Source organism: Candidatus Binataceae bacterium (assembly GCA_036495685.1).
GTDB lineage: Bacteria > Desulfobacterota > Binatia > Binatales > Binataceae > JAFAHS01.
In genome coordinates, this window is record DASXMJ010000119.1 from 1 (window position 1) to 16,224 (window position 16,224).

Sequence of the window (16,224 nt, forward strand, 5' to 3'; positions counted from 1 at the left end):
ATTATGCAGAGGCATTCGAACAGCATCACCAGGTCGAAGGACTCGTCTGCAAATTGGAGATCGGCGGCATTGCCGCAGATCAGTGTGACTCCAGCGGGCGTGAGATGGCGAGCTTCTGCGATGCGTTCCTCGATTGCATCGATTCCAAAGATAAGTTCCGGTCGGGCACCCCAATGGATGAACTGGCGGATCCATCCGCCCTCTCCACAACCGATGTCCAGAAGCCGAAGCCCGTGGAGCGAGCCCCGGAGATGGCGGGACACCTCCATCAGCACCGCCCTTTCGATTTCCTGAAACTGCATCATGGCGGATTCTCAAGACGTTGACTTCGTCGGAGAAATCACCCAGGTGGATTGCGCCGGGCAGACTCTTACCATGTTGTCTGCGAACCGAGCGCCCGGGAATAAAGCGCAGTTCAGTGAAGAACAGAATCATCAGGATCCAGAGTTAAGGCAGAAGCGGGAGCGAAGGTGACGGAATAGCTTCGGCCCACGACCAAAATCGGGTGCCAGGCCGTTCAGCGGCAAGACGCGCGTCAGATTGAAATTTCAAATTGAGAAGATCCGGCCTGGCCGTTTCCGATGGTGGTTCCCTGACTCGGCGTCTCCCCGTCCTGTCCGTTAAGCTCCAGCCCTCTGGTGGTTGACGTCTTGTGGTCAAGCACTCCGGCGACTTCACAAAGGCCTCGGCGCAAATTCTACAGAACTCAGACGTTGGTTCGTGACCCGAACCACTAGTAGCTGGTCCCTCAAGATTCGGTCCTTATCCAAGGCGCTTGGGATGGCGAACTGTCCTTGACAGCGCTTGTCGAGGTACGATATTGAGAATCACTCTCAATTAGCTATGACAACTTTCGAACTGTTCCTTACGACGATGGCGGCGGCGACGATTGCGGTCGCGTGCGTGGGCGGGGCGCGTGCGCAGGAGGAGCAGGAAATCCGCTTCGAAAACCACAAGTTCACGCCTCAGACGCTGACCGTGCCGAGCGGCCAGAAACTGACCATCAAGGTGGTCAACGACAGCAAGGAAACCATCGAGTTCGAGAGCTTCAAGCTCAATCGCGAGAAGGTGGTGACACCCGGTGAAACCATCACCGTCCGTCTCCCTGAGCTGAGCGCCGGGGCTTACGACTTCTACGACGATTTTCACCAGGACGTGCCGGAAGGCAGCATCGTCGCAAAATAGTGTTGGCTTCGGATGCGTCGAAACCTTCAGCTCGGGTCGGTTTTCTCGATGCTCGCACTCTTGGTGGCAATTCAGCTGGTGCCTTCGGGGCTGACTAACCCTCCCTCGAAGGGCGAGGTTTCCGCACCGCCCGAAATCCAAGACACGCTGCGGCGCTCTTGCTACGACTGTCATTCCAATCAGACTCAATGGCCCTGGTACGGTCACGTTGCGCCGTTCTCGTGGGCGGTCGCTCGGGACATTGAGCTGGGCCGTCGGCAACTCAATTTCTCCGAGTGGAGCGATTACTATCCCGCCACTCGCAGGCGAAAGCTCCAGTGGATGGGACGTGCGCTCCAGCAGGAGGTGATGCCACCCCTGTCCTACCGGCTGATTCATCCCTCCTCGCGCCTGAGCCCGCAGGTCCGGGCGCAACTTGAGCGTTGGATCGATACGGAACTTGTGTCGGTCACCGCATCCTCCGCATCGAAAGCAGGTGATTGACTTGAAGTCAGTTTGTCGTTGGTTACGTTTAATTGGAGCGTTTGCCGCCCTCGTACTGTTCAACCCGGGCTACGCTCTAGCGCAAATGGACGCATTCGAGTTCGAGGTTTACCCGTACAAGACCCTGGGACGCGGGATGGTTGAGCTCGAAACCCTGAATTCAGTGGTGGCGAACGGACACAACTCCGCCGGCGCAGGTACCTCGGCTGGTGATTTCCCCAGCCAGGGCATGTGGCGCAACGCATACGAGCTAACTTACGGCTTGACCGATCGCATCGAGGCGGCAGCGTACCTAAACCTCGCCCAGGTCCGCGGTCATGGACTGTGGTACGCAGGTTCCAAGTATCGGCTGCGGGGACAGCTATTCGACGAAAACACCCTCCCGGTTAACCTGGGATGGTACCTGGAACTGGAGTGGTGGAAGACTCCGCAATTCGACGACGCCAACCTGGAACTCGAGTTGAAGCCGATCATCGAAAAAGACTTCGGCCGCCTGTCGCTCGTCGCGAACCCGCTTTTCGAGAAAGTTTTGTCCGGAGTGGGCCGAAACCAGGGGTTCGAATTCGGCTACCGCAGCGGAGTCTACTATCGATGGCTGCGCCATCTGTCGCCTGGCGTCGAATTCTACGGGGGGGTCGGCCTGCTCGACGACACCGACCCTCTTCAGGAACAACAGCACTACATTTTCCCGGTGCTGTGGGGCGAGCTGGCCAACGGAATCGAGTACAACATCGGCCCCGGCTTCGGGCTGACCCCAAACTCGGACCACGTGGTCGTGAAATTCAACATTGAAGTGGAAAAGTACCTCAGCGCGCTATTGGGCCCGTCGCCCGACAATTCGTGGTTCTTCTAGGGTGGTCCGCCGCGCTCGGAAATCACCGCCGCCTCCGAAACGACCTGCTCTTTCGCGGTTGGTTTCGGCATGGGATCTGAGCGAAACCAGCGCGGACTAGAAAATGAGGCGGCGTTTGCTCTGAAGGCCGCATTGTTACCCTCCGGCAACGCCCGGCTGCGGAAATAATTTGCCTTAGACCCGCTTTCCAGCAATCCTTTCGCCAGAACCTTCCGACTGGCCCTTCCCGATGAATTTGATGGATCCCGGAAAGACCAGAGCCGTCGCTTTTTATGTATCGATGCTGGTCGCGGCTGCCGGAATTTACCTTGGCATCCGCCTTTACGGCGAAACTCTGTTGCCGGACCAACCCGTCGCAACCCTGTCTGTCTTGCCCTCGCGAGCGGTTGGCCATCAGCCCGACGTGCTGATGCACGTCTTGCTCGCGCTGGTCGTGGTGATCGTTCTCGCGCGCGCGGTTGGCTCCCTGTTTGCCTACTTTCAACAGCCGCCGGTCGTGGGAGAGATCATCGCGGGAATTCTGCTCGGCCCGTCGCTGCTGGGGCGGGTTACCCCTGGTGTTGCCGGTTACTTGTTTCCGCCGACCGTCGTGCCGGTGCTCGGAGTTCTCGCCGAGATCGGCGTGGTCCTGTACATGTTTCTGGTCGGATTGGAACTCGACACCAGCTTGTTGCGTCGACGTGGCCATGCCGCGGTTGCCATTTCACACGCGAGCATCGTGGTCCCGTTTCTCGCCGGCGCGTTCCTCGCCTTGTACCTGTATCCGCGGCTTTCCTCGCGCAGCGTTTCATTTACTTCGTTCTCTCTGTTTCTCGGCGTATCGATGTCGGTGACGGCGTTTCCGGTACTGGCCCGGATTCTCACCGATCGTCGCATGCACCGCTCGCGGATGGGCGCGATGACCCTCACCTGCGCCGCGGTCGATGATGTCACCGCATGGTGTTTGCTGGCGGTGGTGGTGAGTATTGTGCAGGCGAAGACCGCCGGTGCGATCTGGACGATCGCGATGGCGCTTGCCTTCATCGCCACTCTGCTTCTGATCATCCGTCCCCTGATGACCCGGCTGACGACCCTGTACGGAAATCGCGGCCGCCTCACTCAAGGGGTCATGGCGATATTGTTCGTAGCGTTGCTCGCGTCCGCACTGTTTACCGATCTGATCGGCATTCACGCGGTATTCGGCGCTTTCGCCCTGGGCGCGGTTATTCCCCATGACAGCGGCATGGCACGCGACCTGACCGATCGGCTCGAGGATCTCCTGGTGGTCATGCTGCTGCCGGCGTTTTTTGCTTTTACCGGCTTGCGCACCCAGATCTCACTGGTCGCCGGGCCCGCCCAATGGATGATGTGCGGGCTCATCGTGCTGGTCGCGTCGATTGGAAAGTTTGGCGGCAGCGCGCTTGCGGCGCGGCTCACCGGACTGAAGTGGCGCGATTCGGCGGCGCTCGGAATCCTGATGAACACTCGGGGACTGGTGGAGCTGATCGTGCTCAATATCGGGCTCGATCTCGGTGTGATCGCACCCAAGCTTTTCGCGATGCTGGTTATCATGGCGCTGGTCACCACCTTCGCCACGACCCCGATCCTCTCCCTGCTCATTACCGGTGAAAGCCGGCGCGAATTCGAAGAGCAACCGTCGTTGCCCGCAGGTACCCGGGCCTTGCCCTCGGCGGCGGAGCGACTCCCCGATTCTCCTGTGGTCGCGGCGGTTTCCAACCCGCACACCGTGGACACCTTGATCGAGTTGGCGGCCGCGGCCAGCCCGGTGGAGGGACACCCGCTGCGAGTGCTGACTCTGATTCGCCGCCCGGAGGGTGGCGTGCGGTCAGGGTTGCGTGAGATCGAGGAGCGAGTCGCTCCGAGGACTCCGGTTTTGCTGGCCGTGATGGAACGTGCGCGCAGTCTGGGCGTTCCGGTTGAAACCCAGGCTGCGTGGAGCGACGACCCGGGGCGCGATCTGGTGGAGATGGCGCGGGCTGCCGGCGCGGCCTGGCTGATGATCGGGGTACATCAGCCGGTTTTTGGCACCAACGAGATGGGCGGCACGGTCCGCCAGGTAATGAGCAATCTGGCGGGCTCCTCGATCCACCTGGGAATCGTTTCGCGAGGCCATCTGCAGCACTCAAGCCGCATCTTCGCCCTGGTAGATGATATCGCGGATGGTCGCGCTACCCTCGACCTCGCCGTGCGCGTCGCGCGCGCGAGAAACTATAGCGTGCATGCGCTCTTGGTTGCCGATAACGGTTTGGAACCGGCATCTGAGCTTACGGCCCTGGTGAGAGACGCCAGCAGGATATCCGGTCAGTGGCTGTATACCGATATTTTGCGGACCCGCGAATCGGGGAGCATTCTCCACCAGGTGCGCGGCGAACTTCTGGTTCTCGGCGCGGGCACCGCCAATCAGATCAATCTGCCTATCAACGTCGTCCCGGAACGCGACGGCTGTATCGTAGTCGTACAGGGCGCGGACACCCGTCAAACCGAGGCACGCGATCAGTGATGTCGACTCACCCTGCAGTAAGAAATCGCGCTCGGTAAGGAGCGGCGGCCAACCGAAAGAATGGCATCGATTTCGCGCATCGACTAACGCATCGACACGCCCCGCGCGGGACCGAGATTCGCTCCGCTTAGCAGGATTAGAACTTCCGAACCCCGAGTCTCCGGGTCAAGCCTAACCACGTACGCGGGCAAGTCGCCGGTGCCAACTCCGACGTCGGTGCGCCCATCGCACCCGCACCGTGCCACCACCGCGTCGTTGATCAGCGCGAACTTGTCTAGATTCAGCGCCGCCGCTGACAGGTTGGGTTCGATGAGGTCGAGTTTCAGCCGTCCACGCTCCAGCCGCGGATCGAAGACCAGCGGTTTGCCATCGACGGTTGCCGTCGTGACGACCCAGCGCTTGAACTCCGCGTCATTCATTTTCCGCGCGTCGGCATGTTCACGCCTAAGGGTGGCAATCGCGCTTCCCAGGACCGCCCTGCGCGACTTAGATCGTTGGTCTTTTTGCTCCACCAGCGTCCACATCTGGTTCGACCAGCGGGCGACCTGCACTTGGTTGGCTCCGGGCATCGACTCGTAATCTTCGACGGCTGCCTCGGCGGCAGCCAGATCGCCCGCTTTGATCGCCGCGGTCACCTGGTCATTGTCGGCCTGCTCAATTGCGCCATCGATGCGTGCGAGCACGTCAGCGCTCTGGCTGCCCGGTTCGGCCGCCGCCTCGGTGCATACCCGCTGCTGCTCTCGAAGCGAATAGCTTGGACGGCCGATGGTAAACTCGGTGACGCACAGATCATCTTTTACTTCGCGGAGTTCGGCCGGACTCAGCTTTTCCGGATGCCCTTCCAGTGCAGTCAGCTCGCGATGCGCTGCGGTATAGTTGCCCGCCCGCAGCTCGCTGCGCGCCGTGGACAACGGGCTCGGTGCTAGTGCACACCCCGCGGCCAGGAAGACCACCCCCAGCGGCAACAACGGCGCGACGCGGCGAAACCACCGATTCGTGTTATCGCCAGCAGCTGTCATTGCCATTGACTCACGCCAACCTCTGCAACGGAGTATGATGATTTTCGGGCTCGGCTGCCACGAAAACTTTAAACCGCGGCCGTCATAGCTCGCTATTGCGGCAAGGGCGAGACTAAACCGGGCAAACCTTGCGCAAAGTTATCAGGCCGCGCTTGAATGTCGATTGATTTGCCCTCGCGGCGACGTTACGAGTGTGAACCGGTGAACGAGGAAGAGCAGAAGAAGCTTGCGCTGGAACTGTGGAATGCCGGCTACCAGCGCCATCTGCAAGATGATCTCGAAGGAGCGATCGAATTCTACAACCGGTCAATTCAGATCTGGCCAACCGCCGAAGCCTACACGTTTCGCGGTTGGGCCTACGAGCGCATGGGACGAATCGACGACGCGATCGCGGAATGCCGCAAAGCCATCGAGATCGACCCCGACTACGGCAACCCCTACAATGACATCGGCGCGTACCTGATCGCCAAGGGCGAACTCGACGATGCGATCCCCTGGCTTGAGCGGGCCAAGCAGGCGGCTCGCTACGAGCCGCGTCATTTCCCCTACTTAAACCTCGGCCGTCTGTACGCGGCCAAGGGCATGATCACGGCGGCGGCCGCAGAATTCGCGCGGGCCCTGGAGATCGAGCCCAACGATCAGGCTAGCATGCAGATGCTGGCGCGGCTGCGCGCGATGTTGAACTGACTGCCGTACCAACCGTCAAACGAGAGGACACAAATGCTCAAGGCGGGTGATCGGGCTCCTGATTTTGCCCTGCCGGCGCACGACGGCCGGACCATAGCACTGGCCGATTTGCGGGGTCGGAAGGTGCTGCTGTGGTTTTACCCTGCAGCAGACACCCCGGGCTGAACGACGGAGGGTCGCGGGTTCCGCGACCATCAAAACTACTACGAGGAAAACAATATCCAGATCCTCGGCGCCAGCTTCGATGGCGTGGAAGCGAACGCCGCGTTCGCGAAGAAAAATGCCTTCAATTTTCCCCTGCTCAGCGACGTCGATCGAACGCTGGGACTCGCCTACGGCGCTTGCAAGGATCCCAAGGCGGCCTGGCCAAATCGGATGAGCTTTCTGATCGACGAACAAGGACAGATCGCGCGGACGTACGAGCGGGTCGATCCCAGAGACCATCCCGCCAGCGTCTTGGCCGACATCATCGACGGATGATCCCGATGAGGTTAAAGGGTCTTGCGATTCTCTCACTAGGCGCAGTCGTGGGGGCCGCAACCAGCGGCTCTCTGCTGGCCGCCGATGCGGGCAAGCAGCCACCGGCCGAGCTGCGAAGCCTCGAGCGCCAGGTGTCGCTCAAGCTGGCGCATCTGCGCGACGAAGGTTCGACTGACGCCGGCCAGCGGACCAAGTTGAACGAGGCACAACAACTCGACCTCAGGGCCGAGCAGGAGATTGCCGCGGGTGCATATGACCGTGCCGAGGAGAGTCTGACGAAAGCGAACGCGATACTCGCACACCTCGGCATATAAAATCGTGCGCCATTTTCTGATAATTTGGATGGCACCATGATGGGGCCTGACCAGATTTGGCCGGAGGCCGAGCGAACTCTCGAACGCGGACAAAAGTTCGCCCTCGCGACGGTTATCAACGTGCGCGGATCGACTCCCCGAGAGGTCGGCGCCAAGATGATCGTGCGTGACGATGGCCAGTTCGGCACCATCGGTGGAGGGTGCGGCGAGGCGGAGGTCTTTCGCAAGGCGCGTCTCCTGCTCGATGAGGGGCGGGGCGCCCGGCTCACCGAGATCGATCTGACCGGGGACTTCGATCAGCAGCAGATTGGGACTTGTGGCGGCATCATGGATGTATTCGTTGACATCTGGATGCCCGCTTCTGACCTGGAGACCGTGCGCCAGCTCGCGGACGCCGCGGAGCGCAATCGGCCTGCCGCGCTGCTCACGCTGGTGCATAGTGTTGACCTGGGTTCGGTCGGTGCGAAGTCGATCGTCGATACTGCAACCGAGGAGGGTCGATTGATCAGCGCCCTGGAGATTCCCCCCCGTGCGATGGGGCAACTGGTGGCGCGAACTCGGGATGGAATGCCAGCACTCATCGAGATCAGCGACAACGGCGGCGCCAATCCCGTAACCCGTGTCGATGGCGAGCGGCCGCGGCTATTCCTCGATCCTATTTCTGGCGCGCAGCGTCTGGTCATCGCGGGCGCCGGTCATATCGCGCAGCCCCTTGCCGCGCTCGGCTCGACGCTCGGCTTTCACGTGACCGTGATCGATGATCGTGCGTCGTTTGCGAATCGCGAGCGATTTCCCAATGCCGACCAAATCGTGGTCCGTACATTCGCAGCGGCGATCGAAGCTCTCACCCTGGATCGGCATTGCTATCTGGTCTCCGTAACCCGCGGCCACTCCTTCGACGAGGAAGTACTACGCACCGCCCTACAACACTCGCGCGGTGCGTTCATCGGGATGATCGGGTCGCGCCGGCGGGTCAAGGCGACCCTCGAAAGAATCGCGGAGAGTGGCGTCTCCCGTGAGCTGCTCGACCAGGTCCACGCGCCCCTGGGCATGGACATCGCGGCGGAAACTCCCGAGGAAATCGCCGTCTCAATTATTGCCGAGATCGTGCGCGAGCGCCGGTCTGGCGCGCGCGACATCGGCAATCTGGGCGTCAAGCTAGGACGCCTCAAACCATCGGCTTGAAAAAAGCTGCCGGCGTGATGCGGCCTACAATCGACGGGATTTTGCTGGCGGCTGGCGAGTCGCGGCGGATGGGATTTCCCAAGCCGCTTTTGCGTATCGGTAACGACACCTTCCTCACCCGAACCTTGCACTCCATGCTGGAAGTCGCGCGTGCCGTCGTGCTGGTGACTGGGGCCTACGAGCAACCGGTCCGGGACGAAGTTTCCGCCAGTCGCCGACTCAGAATCGTGCACAACCCCGATTTCCAGCGGGGACAGCTGTCCTCACTGAAATGTGCAATTGGTGCAACCTCTTCGGATGTCGATGGTGTCTTGGTGCACTTGGCCGATCATCCGCTGGTGCAGGGTGCAACTTTTCGCGCCCTGGCCGAGAAGTACGAGGTGACGCGGGCGCCTATCCTGATCGCCTGCCACCGTGGTCGCCGGGGACATCCGGTGCTGTTTGCGAAAGGGGTATTTTCGGAGTTGCTCGCGGCCCCCGAGGGCGAGGGGGCTCGCTTCGTGGTGAATGCAGACCCCGCCCGGGTAGTGTATGTCGAGGTGGAAGATCCGGGGGTCACTCTGGACCTGGATACCCCTGAGGACCTGAAACGGGCCGGACTAGCCCCGCCACCCGCGGACCGGCGCGGGTAGGGAGCGCCCGCAATGGCTAACCGGCTGGCCCCGAAGGCCGTCCAAATTGTAACCGGCTCGCGGCGAGTTCGTATGATGAGACAGAGCCATGCTGGGCCTCGCCCTGAGCAGAAAGACCGCTTGGAGATTGGCCGTTAGAACCGATGAGGAACTGATCGCCGAGATCCTCAAAGGTGAGACGGCCGCTTTTTCGGAGTTGGCCGCCCGCCATCGTCCGCGCGTGGAACGACTGTGCCAGCGGTTTTTCTCGGACCCGGAAATCGCTCGCGACCTCGCGCAGGAATGCTTCATCCGAGCCTACACCGCGCTGGCCACCTACCGCCGCGAGATGCCGTTTGGAGGGTGGCTCCGCGCGATTGTGACCAACCTGTGCTATGACGAGCTCAGGCGCAGGCGTCGCCGTCCGGAAGACCTGGTCGCGGATTTCTCCGCGCCCGAAGTTCAATGGATGAACCTGGTTAACGAGGCGACGCCCGAGGAAATAGTTGCCGCAGCCGAGGAGCGACGCGAGGCGCACGACTTGGCTCACCGCCTGCTCGATAGCCTTCGAGCTGAGGACCGGACGGTTTTGGTCCTGAGGGACAGCGAAGAGCTGAGCGTCAGCGAAATCGCGGAAATCATGGGCTGGAGCGAGGCAAAGGTTAAGATTCGCGCCTTCCGGGCCAGACAAGCGCTGCGCAAGCAGGCCGACCGGATGCGGGCGGCCGGAAAAAGAGAACGATTCTCGTGACAACAGACACAATGATCAACTGCTTCGAGGCAAGACAGGAATTCCCTGCTTTCTGGCGGCGGGAGTTGGCGGCAGAGCGCCGCGCGGCGCTGGTGAATCACCTGGTGGGATGTGCCAAGTGCGATCGCGCCTTCCGCAATTTTGCCGTTGGCGCTCCGGTGTTGCACTCGATCGGCGAACCGCCTGCGCGCACCCACGCCCAAGGTCAGAGCGCGCGCGGCACGCGCGCACGACGGTCGGGTGGGGTCGTACGGGGCGAATTTGTTCCGCGCCGCGGGCTTGCGATGAGCGCCGCGGCAATGGTCCTTATCGCCGCGTCGCTCGCCGCCTACTTCTCCGTGACGACGCCGGTTGACACCCTAAATGATGAGCTGAGCACCGAACCGATTGCCACCCAGATTTTCGGCCCCGACCTGTATCCGTCGAGCGAGGACCTTGCCGGATAGATTCAACGCCTGGACGATGGTGTTCGCGGTGGCGGCCGCGCTCCTGGTTGGTTTCGTCGCCAGCACGCTTGCCTATCGTTACCGGATATTGCGAGTGCCGGGGGAACCATTCGTGGCCAGGATGGATCGTGAGCTGAACCTTACTTCCGCTCAGCGCTCGCGGATTCGGGACATCATGAGGGATGCCCGACTTCAAATAATGCAGCATGAGCAGGAGTTCCGCCGGCTGCGGCACGAGACGTTTCTCCAGGCCATGCATCAAATCCGTGCGACCCTGACTCCCGAGCAGCAGGAAAAGTTCGATCGCGATTTTCTGCCCTACCAGGCGCGCGACGAGTGGCAGGGCGGAAGGCGCCACGAACATGCGCCTGGGCCGCCCGGCGGCGGTTCATAACGTACCCATCTGGCGCAACAGCCTCTCGGCTTCGGCGGAAGCCGCGGAGTTCTTGGTATCCGCGAGTGCCACTCTCAAGTACTTCGTCGCTTCTTCGCGATTGCCGTTCTGAGCGAAAATTTCCCCGATCCTGAGCGCCGTCCACGAGTTCTTGGGATCAAGCGCATACGCTTTCTGATAGTAACCCAAGGCTTCCTGCAGTCGCGGAGGGGTGAAAGACATGTATGCCTCCCCGATGTTCAGGTAAGCGCTCACCTCGTTGGGCCGGTATTTTATGAGCTTCTGGTAGACCTTCACCATGCTCGCGAAATCGGACCGCGAATTGTAATAGACGCCCAGATAGACGTATGGATCTTCCAGCGTCGGATCGATTTCAGTGGCCTGCCACAGGAGTTTCACTGCCTCATCGCTGTTGGTCATCTGGATCGCGGAGCCGACCAAAGCCCGAGCTTTCGCGGCATTGTCCTGCGCGTGCGCGACACCCAGCGGAAGGATCAGGACCAGGAGCAATGAGCCCAGTATGCCGCCGGCCCGACGCGGACGGTTCCACTTGCAATGGGGGGGAAGCTTGGACGACGCCATCGACTACCAAATCGTGACACGAACGGAGCGGGTTGCAAAGGCGCTCCGGCAAGGACATTGATATTCGGGACTTGCTTTTGGAGGTAGCCGGACAGGGCAAAATGAAGGAACTTCGTTTTCGAGCTAACGGACTGGTCCTCAACTGCCTCGACCATGGTGGCGAGGGAAAACCGCCCATGCTTTTCATACACGGCGGTTCAGCGCACGCTCATTGGTGGGACTTCATAGCGCCGGCCTTTGTGGCGGATTTTCACGCTCTCGCGCTCGATCAGCGGGGCCATGGGGAGAGTGAATGGCCCAAAGAATGGCAGTACAGTTCGCTCGACTACGTTGCGGACCTCGAGCAGATTATCGACCATTGGGGATTGGGCGCCCCCGTGCTGATCGGCCATTCGATGGGGGCACACAACGTGCTGGTCTATGCTTCCCGAAACAGCAAAAAACTCCGCGCCATGGTCGCGATCGACACTCCGCCCGACTATTCCCGATTTGCGGTCGAGTTCCTTCGCACCTATGCCGTGAAACCGCCGCGCCGCTTCGAATCGATGGAGGCGGCGGTTCGCAGCTTCAAAGTTATGCCCCGGGAGACGCTCGCGAAGAAGGAGACGCTCGAGCTCATCGCTCATCACACTTACCGGCGACTCGAAGACGGGAGCTGGACTCACAAGCTCGATCGCCGCACCCTTAGCCGGGAGCCGGTACAAGTCTGGGATCAGTTGTCGCAGATTTCGTGTCCCGCCCTGATCGTGAAGGTTACCAAAAGCCCCGTACTCGATATCAATGCGGCTCGGCGGATGGTCGCGACCTTGCCGAAGGGAAATCTTGAGCAGATCGATGATTCGTTCCATCACGTGATGCTGGATAATCCCGAGGCACTCATCGCGGCGCTCAAGAAGTTCACCGCCACTCTTCTATGACTCGAGCCTCGAGCCATCTCACCGATGCCCGTCCGCGCCTCCATTACTTGCAGTGGAACCCGTCCGGTCCAACCAGCGTGGTTCTGCTGCACGGAAATTCTGCCAACGCATGGTGGTGGGAACCGGTCGCGCGCGAGATGCCGAGGCAGTTTCGGCTGCTCGCCCTTGACCAGCGCGGCCACGGGGACAGCGAATGGGTTCGGCCAGCCGCCTACACCCCGGCGGACTATGCACATGACCTGGTAGGATTCTTGCGCCAGGTTGTTCGCGCTGATGACCGGCCGATCCTGGTGGGGCACAGCATGGGTGGTCTGAGCACGCTTGCCTTCGCGGCGCATCATGGAACCTTGGGGCGAGCGACGGTCGTGATCGACGCCGCGATTACCTCCAGTCGCGGGCGGGATAGGTTCCTGCGCCGGCTTAAGTCCCTGCCCCTGGTGACCTACCCGGACCTGGACACGGCTAAGGCGCGCTTTCGGCTGATGCCGAACGAGGGGCACATTCCCGCCGCGACCTTGCAGAGGATTGCCGAAAAAAGCCTGGTCGCCACCGAGGATGGCCGCTGGACGATGAAGTTTGATCGCGAAAGTTTTTTTGGCGGCGACGGTATCAACCCGATGGAGGCGATCAAAAAGATTCGCATCCCGACATTGCTGCTGCGAGCGGAACTGAGTCGAATCATGACGGCCGAGGCGGCCGCAGCAGCGTGTGTGGCCAATCCTCGGGTGCGACTGGTTACCATACCCGCGGCGCACCATCACCTGTTGCTGGAGAAACCCGCCGCGGTGGCCAAAGCCATCCGGGAATTCGTCGCAAGCCTGCCGCAGAGCGGCTAGAGCGACCGTTCCATTTTACGATGCGAAATTCCGGCTTCTTCAAACACCTCGCCAACGGGTAGAAAACCCTGCTTGAGATAGAACCCTTCCGCGGATAGCTGGGCGTGCAGCACCGCCCGCGAAAAGCCGCGCTGACGTGCTTCGTTCAGTAGAAATTCGAGAATAGCTTGCCCGATACCAGTGCCGCGCACCTCCGCGAGTACCGCCATTCTTCCGATCTTTACGTCGACCGCGCCGTGGGCGACGAACCGGCCGCAACCCACCGCGCGGCCATCCATCAGTGCAAGGGCGTGAACCGCATGTTGGTCGTCCTCGTCCAACTCGAGCTCCTCCGGAACATGCTGCTCTTCGATGAAGACGCGCCGCCGTATGGCGTGGGCGTCGACCAATCGTTCGGCAGATTCGATCGCAACGACGCGCACAACGCAAGCCATGCCATGCTCCTAGCGCGGCCCCTCCCACACGGTCAAATGGGTTGCCGCGATTGTTCGCGCATGTGCTACCCTGCGACGAGGTCCGGGGGGAGCATCGTGGAGACCGAAAAGCCGAGAAAGGCAACTGCTGCCGAGATTCAACGTGCCGCAGAGGTAATTCTCGATGCGAGCTACCCGATCGCGCTGACCGGGGCCGGCATGTCGGTCGAAAGCGGTATACCGCCGTTTCGCGGTCCAGGCGGGCTGTGGACCAAGTACGGCGAACCGCCCATGAATCAGTTCCAGCGCTTCATGGCTGATCCCAGGAAGGCCTGGGAAGAACGCCTGAGCAGCCGAAACGACGAGTTCTACAAACCCCTCACGGAGGCCAAGCCGAACCCGGGGCACTTCGCTCTGGCGGAGCTCGAAGCTCTGGGGCTCCTGCGTTTCGTGATTACACAGAATGTCGACGACCTTCATCGGCAGGCGGGACAGAAATCGCTCGCCGAGATTCACGGCAATTGGAAGCTGATTCGATGTCTGGAGTGCACGCTGCGCTTTCGGCGCGAGCAGATCGATCTAAGCGTGCTGCCGCCTCGCTGTCCCGAATGCGATGGCATCCTCAAGACCGACACGGTTTCCTTCGGCGAGCCGATTCCCATTGATGTGCTCAAGCAGTGCGCTGTACATGCGGGAAAAGCTGACCTCGTGATCGTGGCCGGAACTTCGGCCACCGTTTATCCCGCAGCGGGATTTGCCCTGGAGGTTAAGCAGCGTGGTGGGGTGATGGTCGAGGTAAACCTCTACGACTCCGAAATCACCCCGATCTGCGAGGTCAGCCTTGGCGGCGGCTCGGCGGAGGTGCTGCCCAAGTTGGTCAAGGCGGTCTCGGCGCTGCGCCGTTCCCGCGCCTCGTGAGGGGTTGCCTCGCGACGCATTCCATTGGTTCGCACTTGTAATGAGTTCGATGCGGGCGATGGGGGATGGTTTGTCCGCCGCAGCAATACCATCGCACCACTGCCATCAAGCGCCGTTGGATTGCTGGTCAGCGCCACCGCGAAGAGTGCCCGGTCTTTTTCAGGAAGCCGCGCGTAGATAGTCTCCCAGCTGATCAGGTAGTCCGGCAAGTCCGGATCGTCCAAGTGCACGATCGGTATGGTCCGCGCGCTGTAAAATGCCACGTCGTAATCCAGCGCGCCGAGGTAGCCGACGCTATCCGAGCCGACCGTATTCACCATCTCGAGGGCAAATTCGCGCAGGGACAGGGTGTTGGCGATGGCGGGCACGACGATGAAGTTCGCCGCCAACACTCCCAAAACGGTGGCACCGACCACCGCCGCCACCAGCCGCTCCATCGACAATGCCCCGCGCAGGGCCATGACTCCCAGGACTTCAAGCGCGATCGGTGCCGAAGCAGCCAGCGCCCAGCGCGCTGCGATTTCGGCGCTCAGCGCGGGCACGAAGCCGCGAGCCGTGATTCCCCAAAACGCCAGAAAGTCATGCATCGTGAGTGGTGACACGATTATCACTGCGAGTCCGACCAAGGCCGCAATTCCGGTAATCAACATCGTGATTCCGGTCAGATATCCGACGATTTGGACGAACCGGCGCATCGGTTCGGAAGGGTTCGCGATCGCGTCGGCTACGCAAACCGCCAGCAGGGTAGCCAAGGCAGGGTAGAGAGCCAGAAGATAAACGCCGCGTTTGCTCTGAGCAAAGCTGTAGAAAAGCAGGACGACCCCTGCCCAAACGAGGAGGTAGACAAATCGCGGACCGAGCTTTGGCCCACGAGTGAAGGCCTGTATCAGAGGGGTCGGCAGCAAAACAGTCCAGGGCAGAAATCCTCCGAGCAAGGCGAATTCGAGGTAATAGAACGGATGAACATGACCTTCGTGGAACCCGGCACCTCCCATGAAGCGCTCCAGGTTTTCCGCCCATAACTGCTTATGCACGAAATCGATTCCCCCAACGTAAGCCGCCGCGAAATACCATCCTCCCCCCACCAGCGCGACGACGAGGGCGCCTCTAAACACCCTCAACTTGGGAATCACCCCCCGACGCCGTTCAAGGAGGATCCATGCCAGCGCCACCAGCATCGGGAGAATCAGACCAACCGGCCCTTTGGCCAGAATTGCAAACGAGATTGCCACGTAAAGGAGCATGCGCCGCGAAGTGATGCCTTCGGCGATAGCGATGAACTCGAAAAGCGCAACCTCCAGGAAAAACGTCAGCGTCATGTCGACGCGCGCGCCGGTGCCTGCTTGCAGATATTGAAACGTAGTTCCCAGAAACACCGCGGCGAGCAGGGCGATTTTCTCGTCGAACAACCTGCGGACGTATAAGTAGCAAATCACCATACCCGCGATTGCCAGGAGCGCGGACGGAAGGCGCACGCTCAATTCGCTCACTCCGCCCAAAGCAAACGACAGGGCCGCAGCCATCCAGTGCATGAGTAACGGCTTTGAGGGAATCTCCACTCCGGCGCGCATCGGCAGGATGATCCCACCGCCGTGCACCATATCGAACACGGTCACGGCCTCTCGAGGTTCGCCTTTGGTGTAGAGCGGA

At 61.0% G+C, this 16,224-nt stretch carries 20 protein-coding genes; 15 read left to right on the forward strand and 5 right to left on the reverse strand.

Annotated features, from left to right (window positions below; all coding sequences use genetic code 11):
* Positions 1-305: class I SAM-dependent methyltransferase (locus VGI36_11990; protein HEY2485864.1), on the reverse strand; the 305-nt coding region annotated here is incomplete at its 3' end.
* 538 nt (positions 306-843) lie between these two features.
* Here VGI36_11990 and VGI36_11995 point away from each other — a divergent pair.
* The 4 genes from VGI36_11995 to VGI36_12010 all read left to right on the forward strand — a co-directional run bounded on the left by VGI36_11995 (position 844) and on the right by VGI36_12010 (position 5,021).
* A complete protein-coding gene (locus VGI36_11995; GenBank protein ID HEY2485865.1) occupies positions 844-1,185 on the forward strand; it encodes a cupredoxin domain-containing protein in 342 nt (113 codons plus the stop codon).
* Between the two features lie 48 nt (positions 1,186-1,233).
* Positions 1,234-1,668 (forward strand): heme-binding domain-containing protein, encoded by a 435-nt coding sequence (locus VGI36_12000; GenBank protein ID HEY2485866.1) that lies wholly within the window; start codon positions 1,234-1,236, stop codon positions 1,666-1,668.
* Positions 1,669-1,753: 85 nt separating this feature from the next.
* Positions 1,754-2,521, forward strand: coding sequence for a hypothetical protein (locus VGI36_12005; protein ID HEY2485867.1), 768 nt, complete (start codon positions 1,754-1,756; stop codon positions 2,519-2,521).
* A gap of 238 nt (positions 2,522-2,759) precedes the next feature.
* Positions 2,760-5,021 (forward strand): cation:proton antiporter, encoded by a 2,262-nt coding sequence (locus VGI36_12010; protein ID HEY2485868.1) that lies wholly within the window; start codon positions 2,760-2,762, stop codon positions 5,019-5,021.
* A gap of 83 nt (positions 5,022-5,104) precedes the next feature.
* On the opposite strand, the gene VGI36_12015 is transcribed toward VGI36_12010, so the two are convergent.
* On the reverse strand, positions 5,105-6,046 hold the full coding sequence (locus VGI36_12015) for a hypothetical protein (protein HEY2485869.1): 942 nt from the start codon (positions 6,044-6,046) through the stop codon (positions 5,105-5,107).
* Positions 6,047-6,196: 150 nt separating this feature from the next.
* Here VGI36_12015 and VGI36_12020 point away from each other — a divergent pair, with 150 nt between their 5' ends.
* From VGI36_12020 to VGI36_12055, 8 genes are all read left to right on the forward strand, one after another.
* Positions 6,197-6,727 (forward strand): tetratricopeptide repeat protein, encoded by a 531-nt coding sequence (locus tag VGI36_12020; protein HEY2485870.1) that lies wholly within the window; start codon positions 6,197-6,199, stop codon positions 6,725-6,727.
* A 33-nt stretch (positions 6,728-6,760) separates the two neighbouring features.
* Positions 6,761-7,207, forward strand: a complete 447-nt coding sequence (locus tag VGI36_12025) for a peroxiredoxin (GenBank protein ID HEY2485871.1) — start codon at positions 6,761-6,763, stop codon at positions 7,205-7,207.
* Between the two features lie 5 nt (positions 7,208-7,212).
* Positions 7,213-7,521, forward strand: coding sequence for a hypothetical protein (locus VGI36_12030; GenBank protein HEY2485872.1), 309 nt, complete (start codon positions 7,213-7,215; stop codon positions 7,519-7,521).
* A gap of 36 nt (positions 7,522-7,557) precedes the next feature.
* On the forward strand, positions 7,558-8,706 hold the full coding sequence (locus VGI36_12035; GenBank protein ID HEY2485873.1) for an XdhC family protein: 1,149 nt from the start codon (positions 7,558-7,560) through the stop codon (positions 8,704-8,706).
* Between the two features lie 17 nt (positions 8,707-8,723).
* Entirely contained in the window at positions 8,724-9,338 is a 615-nt protein-coding gene (locus tag VGI36_12040; protein ID HEY2485874.1) for a nucleotidyltransferase family protein, read from the forward strand.
* A 127-nt stretch (positions 9,339-9,465) separates the two neighbouring features.
* Positions 9,466-10,068, forward strand: a complete 603-nt coding sequence (locus tag VGI36_12045) for an RNA polymerase sigma factor (GenBank protein ID HEY2485875.1) — start codon at positions 9,466-9,468, stop codon at positions 10,066-10,068.
* Positions 10,065-10,514: a zf-HC2 domain-containing protein gene (locus tag VGI36_12050; GenBank protein ID HEY2485876.1), complete on the forward strand. Its 450-nt coding sequence runs from the start codon at positions 10,065-10,067 to the stop codon at positions 10,512-10,514. Before VGI36_12045 ends, VGI36_12050 begins: the two co-directional genes overlap by 4 nt.
* A complete protein-coding gene (locus tag VGI36_12055) occupies positions 10,504-10,908 on the forward strand; it encodes a hypothetical protein (GenBank protein HEY2485877.1) in 405 nt (134 codons plus the stop codon). The genes VGI36_12050 and VGI36_12055 overlap by 11 nt, the downstream gene beginning before the upstream one ends.
* On the opposite strand, the gene VGI36_12060 is transcribed toward VGI36_12055, so the two are convergent.
* Positions 10,903-11,490 carry a tetratricopeptide repeat protein gene (locus tag VGI36_12060; protein HEY2485878.1) on the reverse strand — a complete coding sequence of 196 codons (588 nt, stop codon included), beginning with the start codon at positions 11,488-11,490 and terminating at the stop codon, positions 10,903-10,905. The two genes, VGI36_12055 and VGI36_12060, sit on opposite strands and share 6 nt — an antisense overlap.
* A gap of 176 nt (positions 11,491-11,666) precedes the next feature.
* Between VGI36_12060 and VGI36_12065 the strand changes: the two genes are divergently transcribed.
* On the forward strand, positions 11,667-12,407 hold the full coding sequence (locus tag VGI36_12065; protein HEY2485879.1) for an alpha/beta hydrolase: 741 nt from the start codon (positions 11,667-11,669) through the stop codon (positions 12,405-12,407).
* A complete protein-coding gene (locus VGI36_12070; GenBank protein ID HEY2485880.1) occupies positions 12,404-13,243 on the forward strand; it encodes an alpha/beta hydrolase in 840 nt (279 codons plus the stop codon). Before VGI36_12065 ends, VGI36_12070 begins: the two co-directional genes overlap by 4 nt.
* Here VGI36_12070 and VGI36_12075 read toward each other — a convergent pair.
* A complete protein-coding gene (locus tag VGI36_12075; GenBank protein ID HEY2485881.1) occupies positions 13,240-13,677 on the reverse strand; it encodes a GNAT family N-acetyltransferase in 438 nt (145 codons plus the stop codon). The genes VGI36_12070 and VGI36_12075 overlap by 4 nt on opposite strands.
* A gap of 96 nt (positions 13,678-13,773) precedes the next feature.
* Here VGI36_12075 and VGI36_12080 point away from each other — a divergent pair, with 96 nt between their 5' ends.
* The gene (locus VGI36_12080) at positions 13,774-14,574 is read left to right on the forward strand and encodes a Sir2 family NAD-dependent protein deacetylase (GenBank protein ID HEY2485882.1); all 801 of its coding nucleotides are present in this window, start codon (positions 13,774-13,776) and stop codon (positions 14,572-14,574) included.
* Here VGI36_12080 and VGI36_12085 read toward each other — a convergent pair.
* The coding region (locus tag VGI36_12085) for a glycosyltransferase family 39 protein (protein HEY2485883.1) at positions 14,460-16,224 on the reverse strand (1,765 nt) is incomplete at its 5' end. The two genes, VGI36_12080 and VGI36_12085, sit on opposite strands and share 115 nt — an antisense overlap.